The sequence below is a fragment of the Mesorhizobium sp. CNPSo 4684 genome (genome assembly GCF_057784315.1).
Genome location: NZ_JBWLUX010000064.1, coordinates 1 through 12,559, shown reverse-complemented (window position 1 = coordinate 12,559; position 12,559 = coordinate 1). Strand labels below are relative to the sequence as shown.

Below are 12,559 nucleotides of genomic sequence, written 5' to 3'. Positions count from 1 at the left end.
GACCTACTTCGAGGGCTATCTGTGGGATCCGCCGCGCGCCAAGGAGGCGATCCGGCAGACGGCGAGGCTCGCACACGAGGCCGGACGCGAAGTGTCGATGACACTGTCGGATTCGTTCTGCGTCGACCGCTACCGGGACGAGTTCCTCGAGCTGATGCGCTCGGGCACCGTCGACATCGTCTTTGCCAACAGCCACGAGATCAAGTCGCTCTACCAGACCAAATCCTTCGACGAGGCGCTGGCGGCCATCCGCAAGGACTGCAAGATTGCCGCCGTCACCCGCTCCGAAAAGGGCTCGGTGATCGTGCGCGGCGACGAGACCGTCACCATGCAGGCAACGACGATCCGCGAACTGGTCGACACGACCGGCGCCGGCGACCTCTACGCCGCCGGCTTCCTCTACGGCTATACGGCCGGACGCAGCCTCAAGGATTGCGGCGACCTCGGCTCGCTGGCGGCCGGGCTGGTGATCCAGCAGCTCGGGCCGCGGCCGCGGCAGAACCTGCGCAGCGCGGCCCAACTGGCCGGGCTGCTATAGTTGGTGGCAAGACCAGATCCACCCGGTGCAAGCTGTTCAATGAACAGCGCCGGCAAAGAGGGATCTCAAGATCCGAGGCAGTAGGATCAAGGCTATGTCGCGCCTTTCGAGACAGGCAACTGGCGGTGCCGCTGACCAGATGACGGTCGTCGTGGACCGCTTGAGTAGACGCCAAGGTTGATGCCGCGCGTACAGAGGGGGATTTTGTCAACAGTCTCCTGTTAGCGGCTGCTGGGTTGCTGCCGTTCAGCCTCGTCCCGACCAAATGCAGTCCTCCGAATCCGGGAACCGGAGTCGCATCTCCGCGCCGCGCCGGAGGGGGATCACCGTCTTCACTGCCGCTTCGACATCTTTGCTTTCTACACACTCCAGGTGTGCATCAGGGGTGAGATGCAGCAACCCGGACTGGCCCAGCCAGCTGTCGGGGGGAGCGCCGGCAGGAGGCATATAGCGCCTCGAACAGCGCTCTTCGACGCCCCGATATGTCCTGCCGGGGCATCGAATGTCCTATCCATCGTCGCACTCGCTTCGGCCGCATGGGGCTTCGCCACTGGGCCTCATCTGCTGCGCGCTTCACCCGGCGGACAGCAGACAGCGAAGCCTCCACGACCGAGAAAATCTCGTGATGGCGGCTCGACTGCGCGACCGGCCCGCCATTTTGGGGAGGTGTCCACTGCAGGTGCCTGCTGTCGACCTCGCCCTTCATCTCTTGACCGCATGTTGCCTCGTCCTCTCAGCCGGCCGAGCCTCCCGACAGCCGGATAGATGATGACGATCCCCTCCTGGAGAATGTCTCGTTTGAAAAGCGTGACGGTCTACGCCGCCTTATTCCTACGACCTTATCGCGTACCATCTACGGTTCTGCCGCGCTCGCGGCGAAACGCAGTCACTCTACCGTGCAACACACAATGGAAATACGACAGGCGCACCAGAAATGGTGGGGTCCGTGTCAAAGATTTCTAGGTAAACCCGCGAAAGCGAAACGGCATCCCTTGGTTTAGGCGTCGAGCCAGACTAGCCGTTTGTCTTCGCTCTCACTCCGCGAGCGGGCGAGATACCCGGAGCCGGCCCCAGGTGTATATGAGTGCAACGTGTGCGGAGCCGGTCTGCCAAATCGGGGACTATCTGACCTGAGAAAGCCATCTTGCCGATGCGTCATGCGACTTGGGCTTTGGATTTCAGGAAGTCAGAGGCGCGAGCCCCTCGATTCGGGGTGAGGATAGCCATTGATGATCGCCCGCATATAGGGATCGGATCGACGCCGCCGATTTGGCAGGCCGCGGTGGGCTCGAACAGCAAGCCGGCCGGAGTTCTCCAGGTCTACTGGCATTGGACGGTTCAATGTGTGGTCTGATTTACCAGTCGATCTGCGGGTTCGCAGCTACTCGCTCTCGTTGCGGCCTCTTGCGAAAACACCAACATTTTACATAATGACATAAACATTTCTTTATGCGACATTGACACACGGCTCCTGCTGTGATTGTCTGCGTGCTGTGGTTCTCCGTACGGCACTGCCGCATGGAGCTAAGAGGGAAGCCGGTGCGAGGCCGGCGCTGCCCCCGCAACTGTTAGCGGTGAGCCAACCCCACTCATGTCACTGAGGCGAACAGCCTCGGGAAGACGGGGAGAAGCTATGACCCCGCGAGCCAGGAGACCTGCCACGACGAATTATGTCCACGGGCGGGGTGTCTCGGTGGCCGCAGCAGCCCGGCGTTCGTGCCGGCCTACGAGGCGCCTTCTTGTCCCCACGCCCCAACCATCGGGGTATGGCATGACTGTCTCTCAGCAAATTCCTGTGGCAACGCTCGGTGTGCCGCGGTTCGGTCGCCGGCGGGAACTGAAATTCGCGCTTGAAAGCTACTGGTCCGGAAAATCTTCCGCTACCGACCTTCTCACGACGGCGAAAGCACTGCGTGCCGCCAACTGGGAAGAGCAGCGCGACCGCGGTGTGTCGAAAATTCCGTCGAACGACTTCTCGCTCTACGACCATGTTCTCGACACTGCAACTATGGTCGGCGCCGTGCCGTCCCGATACGCCTGGCCTGGCGGCGAGCTCCCGCTCGACATCTACTTCGCCATGGCGCGCGGCGACCAAGGTCAGACGGGGAGCTGCGTGCACTCTGATCAGGAGCGTGCGGCTGGCCCTGCCCTGACCGCGATGGAAATGACCAAATGGTTCGACACCAACTATCACTATATCGTGCCGGAACTCGAGGATGATCAGACGTTCGCCCTCTCGTCGACGAAACCGGTTGATCACTTCCTCGAGGCTAAAGCCCTCGGCATTCACACACGCCCAGTCATCCTTGGACCTGTCACCTTCCTCAAACTGGCGAAGTCACCTGCGGAAGGTTTCAATCCCATCGCGCTGCTGCCGCGGCTTCTGCCCGTCTACGAGCAGCTCCTGCGGAGGTTGAAACTGTCGGGAGCCAATTGGGTTCAGATCGATGAACCAGCCCTTGTCCTGGATCTAAACCCGAACGAACGAGCTGCGTATGAATTTGCCTATGGGCAGCTGTCGAAGGCCACTCCCGAGCTGAAGATCATGCTGGCTACCTATTTCGGGGCTCTGGGGGACAATCTCGAGACGGCGATTTCGCTGCCAGTGGCCGGCCTGCATCTCGATCTTTCGCGCGCTCCCGAGCAGTTGGAGACGGTTGGTCGGCTTGCGCCTAAGGACCTGGTGCTGTCGCTTGGCTTGATCGATGGCCGCAACGTCTGGCGCGCGAACCTGCCTGCCATTCTCGACCGCATCAAGCCGATCGTCGCCGGCTGGCCTTTGGACCGCGTCGAAATTGCGCCTTCATGCTCGATGCTGCATATGCCCGTGGACCTTCGGATGGAGACGGCACTCGACGCCGCCATCAGGTCGTGGCTCGCCTTCGCGGCGCAGAAGACCGACGAACTGGTGGTGCTGGCGAGGGCGCTGTCCGAAGGCAGGGATGCAGTGGCAGACGAGTTGACAGCTTCTGCCGAGGCTGCCGCTGCTCACGCAGCGTCCGCAAAGGTCCATGATCCGCTTGTTGAAGGTCGGATCGCCGGCATCGACGACAGCATGAAGCAACGAAAGAACCCTTTCTTCGTGCGTTCCACGGTCCAGGCCCGCACGCTAAGCCTGCCCCCGTTCCCAACGACGACCATAGGATCATTCCCGCAGACGCCTCGGGTGCGCAAGGCCCGCTCCGCCCACAGGAAGGGCGAGCTCAGCTATCTCGACTACGACAGCTTCCTGCAGAACGAGACCAAGACTGCCATTCGCTGGCAGGAGGAGATCGGACTGGACGTGCTGGTGCACGGCGAGTTCGAACGCAACGACATGGTACAGCATTTCGGCGAGCAGCTGTCTGGCTTCGCCTTCACCCAGCATGGCTGGGTGCAAAGCTATGGCTCCCGGTACGTGCGCCCCCCGATCATCTTCGGCGACGTATCGCGCCCCAATCCGATGACGGTGCGCTGGTGGGAATTCGCCCAGTCGCTTACGCAAAAGCCAGTCAAGGGAATGCTCACAGGCCCTGTGACCATTCTTAACTGGTCTTTTGTCCGCGACGACATTCCCCGCTCCGAGGTCTGCCGCCAGATCGCGCTCGCCATTCGCGATGAAGTGACGGACCTGGAAAGATCTGGCGCAAAGATAATCCAGATTGACGAGGCGGCGTTTCGCGAAGGTTTGCCGCTGCGCAAGTCCGACTGGCAAGTCTATCTCGACTGGGCAGTGGAATGCTTCCGGCTCGCTTCAACCGGTGTACAGGACGCGACCCAGATCCACACTCACATGTGCTATTCGGAGTTCAACACGATCATCGACGTGATCGCTGAGCTGGACGCGGATGTAATTTCAATTGAGACATCGCGCTCGGCGATGGAACTGCTGGACGCCTTTACGAGCACCAAATATCCAAACGAAATCGGTCCCGGAGTCTATGACATCCACTCACCGCGCGTTCCGGAAGTCGCCGAGATTTCGGCCCTTCTCATGCTTGCACGCGAGCGGCTCTCCGACGGGCAACTTTGGGTAAACCCGGACTGCGGCCTCAAAACACGCAAATGGGAGGAGGTCCGCCCTGCCCTCGTGAACATGGTCGCTGCAGCACGCACGCTCCGGGAGAGAGTGCAGGCCTGAGGCTTTGAGATTAGATCATGGCACTTGATGAAGGTCGCGACCGGCTCGCCTCAGTGGCTGGTTCGTCACCGTTGTTCTTCTAATTTCCGAAGCTCAGGCCACTTACCTTCCCGAGATCTGCGAGTCAGGTCGGGGCGTGGTCGCGGTTTCGGCCGGTAAGACGGGAAAGACGACGTCGGGCACCCTCCCCGTCAACGCATCAAGGAACGCGACGAGCCGGTCAACTTCTTCTTTCGTCAAGTCTTGGCCGAGCTGTGTCTTTCCCATGATGGCGACGGCCTGTTTCAGATCCCACACCTTGCCCGAATGAAAGTAGGGCGCAGTGAGTGCTACATTGCGCAGCGGCGCCACGCGGAAAACATAAGAATCCTCCGCCTTGTTGGTGAGTGCAAATCGGCCCTTGTCATTGTCCGGCAGGATGTCGGCGCTGGGCCTTTCAACAAGGCCGAATGGGTAGTAATCGTCCCCACCCACGTTGACACCGGCATGGCAAGATGCGCAGCCTTTGTCCATGAAGAGCGCCAAACCCTGTTTCTGTTCGGGAGTCATGGCGGCGTCATCACCATTGAGGAAATCATCGAAGGGGGCTGGCGTGACCAGTGTCGCCTCGAAGGCTTCGATTGCCTTGGCGAAGTTTTCGAAGGTGACCCGGTCGGCTTCATCCGGAAAAGCTGCGTTGAACCACACGACATATTGCGGCATCGACTTGAGTGTGGCTATGAGTCGATCTGGCGTGTTGGCCATTTCGCCACTCGCTTGCACCGGACCCTTGGCTTGAGCCTTAAGGTCTTCGGCGCGACCGTCCCAGAACTGCGCAATGTTGAAGACAGCGTTCAAAACCGTGGGCGCGTTGCGCCGCCCTTTTTGCCAACCGTGCCCGATCGAAGTCTCGCGATTGTCATCGCCCCCGGTGGCCAAGTTGTGGCACGAATCGCATGAGAAGACGCCTGATGCCGACAGGCGTGGATCGAAGAACATTGCCTTGCCGAGAGCAATTTTCTCGTAGGTGATCGGGTTGTTCGTGACGGCCGGTGTGATTGATGGCAAAGCCTTGAAAGTCGCCAGTGCTGTTTCTCTGAGGGGTTCGGGGATCGCTTGATCAGCAAAAGCGGCGGCTGCCGGCAAGGCGACTGCCATCATAGTCAACAGGACTTTCATAGATGCCTCTCTGCGTGCTGTACGCAGCCATTTTGGGTTATGCGGTCAGTGAACGCCCTGCGCTAGGTCAGTTGCTGGAGAGAATTGGGGGTCTGACACCCGCAATCCGAACCACAGAGGCGCAAGCGGTCGGGAAGTGAACGCCTTTCTCGATTGGCTCAAATGATTGGCCCACCGATAGTCAGCTCCGAAGCTGGGCGCCGGAGCCTATTTTGGATTCTTTTTCCGCCTTCTACTGTGAAGAATCAGGACGGCATAGCGATGTTTCGATATTTGGGACGAATTATCCGTTACAAAGTAGCTTCTGCTCCATCTGGAGTGCACCCCAGACTGAGACAAGGAAAATAGCGTACATCTCCCGTGTTAAGCTATGCGGCCTTTTCCATCTTTCGCCCGCGTGAATGCTTCTGTTCGTATTCCTCTGGACTGAGGTAGTCGAGCGCCGAATGCAGGCGCTGCGTATTGTAAACGGTCTCTATGAAAGCGCCGATGTGCTTGCGGGCATCATCTGCATCCTTATAGGCGAGACCTTGCACCTCTTCCTGTTTCAGGGGTTTTCATGAAGCTCTCCGCCTTCGCATTGTCGTGATTGCCGACACGGCTCATACTCGCCTGGATACCGTGTAGATGCAGAAGTTCGGAGTAAGCCCCGCAAGCGTATTGAACCCCGCGGTCGGAATGATGAATGAGGCTCCCGGGTACGGGCTGGCGATCAGCGATGGCCATCTCGAGAGCTTCGATGGCAAGGCTTGCTCTAAGATGCGTATCCAGCGCCCATCCGACAACCTTGCGGCTGAACGCGTCAAGGACAACGGCAAGGAAGGCAAACTCCTCGGCCAGATGCAGGAAGGTGATATCGGCAACCCTTACGCCATGGAGGATCATTCCTCTCGCGAGGTTCGGCACGACTTGCCAACCATGCCTGGAGTTGGTCGTCACAGGAACAAAAGGGGCTGGCAATAGGCACAACAGATCGTCTTCACGCATGATCCGCAGAACGCATTTGTGATTGACTTGCCACCCCTCCCGCCGCAGCAGGGCTCCAATCCGGCGGTAGCCGTAGTGTGTGTTGCCGAGAGCCAGCTTCTGAATGAGATCGCGCAAACCCGTCTCGGCTCGACGAGGGGCCGAATCCAGCCAGTGACGGTAATAGCTCGCGCGGCTGACACCAGCGAGCCAGCACATTCTGTCGATGTTGAATTCGCCTTGCGACAGGCCGGTCATCATTTTTTCGATGACTTTGAAGATGCCGTTTCGCCAGGAGCGCTGCTCCGACGCTGATCTTCCTCGAAGTGCCACAAGGCTTCGCGAAGAAAATCGAGATCGAGCTGCTGCTGCCCGACCTTCTGCTCCAGTTCCCTGATCCGGCGCCTAGCCTTGGTCAGTGCCTTTTCCTGAGGTGCCGGCACATCGACTGCACTCTGCAGCTGTGCGGTCCCGTCAACTCCTGCTCTCGATCTGGCCGGCCGGCCGCGCCGACGTGACTTCAGATTACCATGAAGCCTGAGATGATCACGCTACTCCTAAAGTCGTTGCCGACTGATGACGACCTCATCTGCCAACTTGCTGACGGTTTCGCCCGCCTCCATGCGCTCGAGAAGCTCCAGCTTTTGGTCATCATCAGTAACTCTTTGCCGTCCGGCCATGCCCCAGTTTCCTCTACTTGCGGGAAAACTGTCCGCGATTTTCCTTGTCTCAGTCTGGGGGTGCACTCCATCGCTGTCCGGGAATTAGCGGACTCGCCTGTCCGGCTTTTTCGAAATGCGCCATCCGCCAGCGGGAGAACGGCTTCCGTCATAAGTTCGAACGCTACAATCGCGAGGGATCGCGATCCCGATCCGCGCCCCAAAGCAATGACCGCTATTACCGCCAAGATGGCGCGTGTCGTGCACGCCGTCGTCAAGGTGGTTCCGACTACCGGCCCTTCGTTGAAGGGCGGGGTGCCAGGTGGAAGAACCTCTGTCAGCTACGCTTCGATGACCCTGTAGATAATGTTCCGGTCTTCCGCTTGGATCAGAAGCTCTTGTTGAGGACGGTGGGGCCGCTTCCGTGCGTACCCTGTGTTTGCTATGGACGAGACCTTTTCCCTTGCCGGTGGAAGCCGCCTGGCTCGATGACTTGACCAACGTCACGCAGCAAGAGCATGCTGACGAACAGAGAGACCTTGACTGCAGGCTCCGTTTTTCCGCGCTTAGCACTTTGGACCGAGACATTCCGCGCACTCCGACATGGACGGACTATCTTCGCCTAAACCATCGGCTAACAGTCACCGACAGGGAGGTAGGCGAGCGTCTTGCCGCTCTGCAGGTAGCTGGTCTTCTCCTCATCTCGCACTTTCGGTAGAGCGGTCCACAAGCCCTACCTCCGGCAGCCAAGTTCAGCCTGTGCCCTTTGTATCGCGCCCGTAAGGCGACCAGTAACTTCTCCCGGTGTTACGCGGCGCACAGTAGGGGCGTTTTGGGCTTGAACGCTCGGCTCTATGCTGTGAGCGCTGTTGCGGCACCACCTTAGCGCGTGGTCGTGAGCCACATGCTCAGAGCCTTAGAGGGCTTCGACACATGACGATTTCAGAGCTTACGCATAAGTCCAGAGACGACAGCTCACGCGCCAAGGTAAGGGTTTGTCGCGCCATGCCGATATCGCCAAGGCCTTCGCCTATGGCGCTGTCGGACGAGGCGCTCGAGGCCTGGATGGCCATCAAACCCGCGCCCCGCCCGCTGGTGCGGACGATGTCGGCGCTGGATGACTTCGTAACGGCGGCGGTCACCGGGCCGCGGTTCGCGGACCCGTCAATCCACGAATAGCGCGCTCCGTCGCAATTGACGCGAAGGAGAGGACACATGAACGCAAGTGACTATCTGCAACGCAGCACACTGAATCGGAAGCTGATCCACGGGCCGTATGGCGAGTTTGCACGCGTTTATGCGGGGAGATTGTCGGACGAAGGCCTCGGTCAGCAATGCACATGGCGATCGCTAAGCCTATGAGCTGAGATACTGGCATCTCGGCAACGGGCACGGTCTCCAGGATTTAAGCGAAGATTATGTCGAGCGGTTTCTTGAGCACCGTTCCAAACACTGGAGCATCGATTCGGGCGACCGATCGGCGCTCCGGCGCTTGCTTGCCGCTTTACGGCAAAAGGTTTGATACCAACCGCCCTTCCGATTGAGCGCACGGAGCACGACCCCATTGTTGATGTGTTCGCGGCTTACCTCAGAGGGCGTGTTGAGGATCCACAGCTAGCTAACATTCGTGGACGACCTCGATTTACCGGTCTCGACTCTCGACTTCAGTGGACGGCTAACGGCGCCGGGCGCTCGCGCGTCGGCGCAGCCACTGGCGGAGGGCTACCATCGCTATGACCAGGAACCCGGCTACGATATAGAGCATCTCGGTGGTACCGTCGCCTCCATCCGGAGTCACGCCGAAAATTCGTTCAATAAAATCCATCTATTTCTCCTTCCTGAGATGAGCAAGCTGTCCGTGTTCTTGACCGCGCTACGCCCCTGTGAACCCTATGGGCTCGACGCCTGCGTTTCTGAGGGCGACGTTGAGCGCCGCGGCGTCGTCGTCCAGAAATACGCCAAACTTTTGAATCTCTTCTTGCACCTTCGACATGATCTCGTCAGCAACCTGACGGGCTGAGAGTGTCGGCGCCTCGTCGGCGACCGCAACCACACTGATGAGGTCGACCAGCTTATCTTTTAAGCCAGGAGGATTCCGCTCTTGGTCGCGCGGCGTCTCCTGCTTGATGTCGATCAGTGCTCCCTCGATCGCCTCCAGCTGTCCCGCCAGCGTTTGTGTACGCGCCCCAAGGGGCGAATTCTGACCGAGCCGCTTCTGCATATCCGTTATCTGTCGTTTCACTAGCCGCATTTGATTGAGGGTTCGGTTAAGTAACGAAAGCAGACTGAACAACTCATGCAGGAGTGCGGATTGCTCGGCAAACTCCTGCTCAGTCGTAGTTATGCGTGGATCCTTAACTACGGAGAAGCTGACCGTTTGATCGGTGCCGCCAGTTTGAATCTGGACTTTGTAGCTCCCTGGAACGATGGCGGGGCCGCTTGGGTCCTCGTTATCCGGCGCGAGAGGCTTGTACTTCCGAGTCTCTAGAGATCGGTCTAGCTTGGTCGGTCCCGGATACGTGAGATCCCAGAGGAACCGATTTAGTCCGGCCTTCGTGCCCGGCTTAGCGTGCGGGGGCAAGTCTTTATCATCGCTTGAGAAGCTGGCGATGACGATTCCAGCCGCGTCCTGAAAGGTAAGTTTGACGGGCGGTTCAGCATCGCTGGGCAACCAGTAATAGACGATCGCCCCGTCCGGCGGGTTCTCACCGCAGTCGAGACAACGGCGATCGATCTGTCCGTCTTCCAGGTCCACGACCTCTGTGGCGGCACCAATTCCCCAAGCTAGGTACCCTATCCCGGCCTTGGAGATACCGACTTTAGAAAAACCCTGCCCGGCAGCCCATGCGAGCTTGGTCCGCACTGTAGGGCGTGGGTTAATCAGCTTCACATCCTTCTGATCTGCGTCCAGTTCGCGTAGTGGGGTGATGTCATCGAGGATCCAGAAGGACCGACCATGGGTGCCGACAACGAGATCGCTTCCTTTGACTTTGAGATCGTAGACCGGAACCACGGGCAAGCCGCCGACCATGCGCGACCAATGGGCACCGTCATCGAGGCTAAAGAAAACTCCGGTTTCGGTGCCGACGAAGAGCAGCCCCGGTCTCACCGGATCGGCGCGCAAGACACGGGTTATCTCGCCTACCGGGAAGTCGCCGCTGATCGATTGCCAGCTCTTGCCACCGTCCTTGGTGCGGAAAAGGTAGGGTCGGTAGTCGGAAAGTTTGTATCGAGTAGCCGCAACGTAAACGGTGTCAGCGTCGTGCACGGAGATTTCGAGACACCCGACATACGCGAGCTCGGGCATACTTTCGGGTGTGACGTTACTCCAATGGGCTCCGTCATCCCTGGTCACTTGAACGAGGCCGTCATCGGTGGAAGCCCAGATCTCGCCCCGGCGGTATCGTGACTCCACGAGCGAGGCACATGTCGCATGCACCTCCGCGCCGGAGTTGTCGCGGGTCAAGGCCCCCCCGGAATAGTCCTGTCGCGTCCGGTCGTTGAGGCTCAGGTCGGGCGAGATCACCGTCCAGCTCGACCCTTCGTTGATGCTTCGGAACACGCGGTTGCCACCAGCGTAAATCGTCTTCGGATCGTGCGGAGAAAAAGCTATCGGGAAAGTCCAGCCAAAGCGGTAGCGCATATCCTTTGGCGCCATGCTCACCGTGTATTCCGGCCATACGTTGACTACGCGGATCTGACGGGTGCGATGGTCATAACGTTGTAGCGATGACGTGCTGCCGGGACTTGAGCCGACCGCACCGCAATACACGATATTAGGGTCCTTGGGATCGACAGCTATGAAACCACTTTCGCCGGTGCCAGGATAGGTGCAGTCGCTCAATGGAATGACACCCCACTCCGAAGCGCTTGGGACCGAAATCGCGGTGTTGTCCTGTTGGGTGGCGTAGACGCGGTATGGGTGTTGGTCATCGACGTCAATGCGATAGAACTGCGCTGTCGGCTGGTTGTAGATTGACGACCAGGTCTTACCGCCATTAAACGTGACGCAAGCGCCACCATCATTGCCCTGAATCATTCGCTTGGGATCAGCGGGGTCGATCCAAAGCGCGTGGTTGTCACCGTGGGGGGTTGTGACTTCGGTGAAGCTCAACCCACCGTCAGTCGACTTCCACATTTGTAGATTATTGACGTAAACCGTTTCGGCGTGGACAGGGTCGGCGAAAACATGGGTGTAATAAAAAGGGCGATGCATCAGATCGCGGTTCTGCGAGACTTGGATCCAGTGGTCGCCATAATCGTCGGTGCGATAAAGCCCTATCTTGTCACCTTCCGCCTCAATGAGCGCGTAGGTTCTTCCGGATTGCGCTTCGGAAATTGAAACACCGATCTTCCCGAGCAGGCCATCTGGCAGCCCGTTCCGTCCGGACAACTCCTCCCAGCTGTCACCCCCGTCAAGCGACCGGAACAATCCGCTGCCTGGCCCACCACTATTCAGGCTCCAAAAGTTCCGCCGTGCCTCCCAGGTCGTTGCAAAAAGGATGCGCGGATTGTTGGGATCCATCGAGATGTCGACTGCGCCGGCGTCGGGACCGCGATAAAGGATCTTCTTCCAATTCTTGCCACCGTCCTTGGAGCGAAATAAGCCGCGTTCTTCGTTCGGCCCGAATGCATCGCCAAGCGCCGCGACAAAGACAAGGTCGGGGTCCTGCGGATGAATGCAAATCTTGCCGATGTGCCGAGTCTCTTTGAGACCGAGATGAGTCCAACTGCGACCTGCATCACTCGACCTGTAAACGCCGTCGCCGTAAGAGACGTCGGCCCGGATCGTCGTTTCGCCCATGCCGGCATAAATCACGTTGGAATCGGACCGGGCAACCTCCAGCGCCCCGACACTTGCACTCGCGAAGTACCCGTCGGATATGCAGCGCCAATAAACGCCACCGTCGATCGTCTTCCAAACCCCTCCCGCGCAGGCGCCAAAATAGAACACCATCGGATCGGTAGGATCGCCCGCGACCGCCACAACGCGGCCGCCTCTGGTGGGTCCAATGCACCGCCATTTTAAGGCCGGTAAGCCCCTCGGGTCAATCACACGCATCTCCGTCGGCATCTCATCCTCGATCATTATGTTATTGCAATCAGCCCTGGCGTTGA

General features: G+C 59.0%; 9 protein-coding genes, 2 pseudogenes and 1 riboswitch. Of the genes and pseudogenes, 5 read left to right on the top strand and 6 right to left on the bottom strand.

The annotated features are described in order from the left end of the window. The coding region (locus AC04SG_RS32275) for an adenosine kinase (protein WP_488554320.1) at nucleotides 1-538 on the top strand (538 nt) is incomplete at its 5' end. 1,477 nt (nucleotides 539-2,015) lie between these two features. Further along, nucleotides 2,016-2,215, top strand: a riboswitch (cobalamin riboswitch). A gap of 118 nt (nucleotides 2,216-2,333) precedes the next feature. Further along, on the top strand, nucleotides 2,334-4,658 hold the full coding sequence (metE, locus tag AC04SG_RS32270; protein WP_488554321.1) for a 5-methyltetrahydropteroyltriglutamate--homocysteine S-methyltransferase: 2,325 nt from the start codon (nucleotides 2,334-2,336) through the stop codon (nucleotides 4,656-4,658). 102 nt (nucleotides 4,659-4,760) lie between these two features. Here the strand turns inward: metE and AC04SG_RS32265 are convergent, their stop codons facing one another. From AC04SG_RS32265 to AC04SG_RS32250, 4 genes are all read right to left on the bottom strand, one after another. Then, the gene (locus AC04SG_RS32265; protein WP_488554319.1) at nucleotides 4,761-5,816 is read right to left on the bottom strand and encodes a cytochrome-c peroxidase; all 1,056 of its coding nucleotides are present in this window, start codon (nucleotides 5,814-5,816) and stop codon (nucleotides 4,761-4,763) included. Nucleotides 5,817-6,184: 368 nt separating this feature from the next. Beyond that, a complete protein-coding gene (locus tag AC04SG_RS32260) occupies nucleotides 6,185-6,352 on the bottom strand; it encodes an integrase core domain-containing protein (protein ID WP_488554318.1) in 168 nt (55 codons plus the stop codon). Beyond that, nucleotides 6,333-7,040, bottom strand: coding sequence for an IS3 family transposase (locus AC04SG_RS32255; protein ID WP_488554317.1), 708 nt, complete (start codon nucleotides 7,038-7,040; stop codon nucleotides 6,333-6,335). The genes AC04SG_RS32260 and AC04SG_RS32255 overlap by 20 nt, the downstream gene beginning before the upstream one ends. Before the next feature lie 299 nt (nucleotides 7,041-7,339). Beyond that, on the bottom strand, nucleotides 7,340-7,462 hold the full coding sequence (locus AC04SG_RS32250) for a hypothetical protein (RefSeq protein ID WP_488554316.1): 123 nt from the start codon (nucleotides 7,460-7,462) through the stop codon (nucleotides 7,340-7,342). A 119-nt stretch (nucleotides 7,463-7,581) separates the two neighbouring features. Between AC04SG_RS32250 and AC04SG_RS32245 the strand changes: the two are divergent. From AC04SG_RS32245 to AC04SG_RS32235, 3 genes and pseudogenes are all read left to right on the top strand, one after another. Continuing rightward, nucleotides 7,582-7,804: pseudogene (locus tag AC04SG_RS32245) on the top strand (IS110 family transposase); the annotation flags it as partial. A gap of 209 nt (nucleotides 7,805-8,013) precedes the next feature. After that, nucleotides 8,014-8,224, top strand: a pseudogene (locus AC04SG_RS32240) (MFS transporter); the annotation flags it as partial. Nucleotides 8,225-8,473: 249 nt separating this feature from the next. Next, nucleotides 8,474-8,620 (top strand): hypothetical protein, encoded by a 147-nt coding sequence (locus tag AC04SG_RS32235; protein WP_488554315.1) that lies wholly within the window; start codon nucleotides 8,474-8,476, stop codon nucleotides 8,618-8,620. A 496-nt stretch (nucleotides 8,621-9,116) separates the two neighbouring features. Here the strand turns inward: AC04SG_RS32235 and AC04SG_RS32230 are convergent, their stop codons facing one another. Both AC04SG_RS32230 and AC04SG_RS32225 read right to left on the bottom strand, forming a co-directional pair. After that, the gene (locus AC04SG_RS32230; RefSeq protein WP_488554314.1) at nucleotides 9,117-9,266 is read right to left on the bottom strand and encodes a hypothetical protein; all 150 of its coding nucleotides are present in this window, start codon (nucleotides 9,264-9,266) and stop codon (nucleotides 9,117-9,119) included. 48 nt (nucleotides 9,267-9,314) lie between these two features. Further along, complete coding sequence (locus AC04SG_RS32225) at nucleotides 9,315-12,428, bottom strand: WD40/YVTN/BNR-like repeat-containing protein (RefSeq protein WP_488554313.1); 3,114 nt, start codon at nucleotides 12,426-12,428, stop codon at nucleotides 9,315-9,317. Nucleotides 12,429-12,559 lie beyond the last annotated feature (131 nt).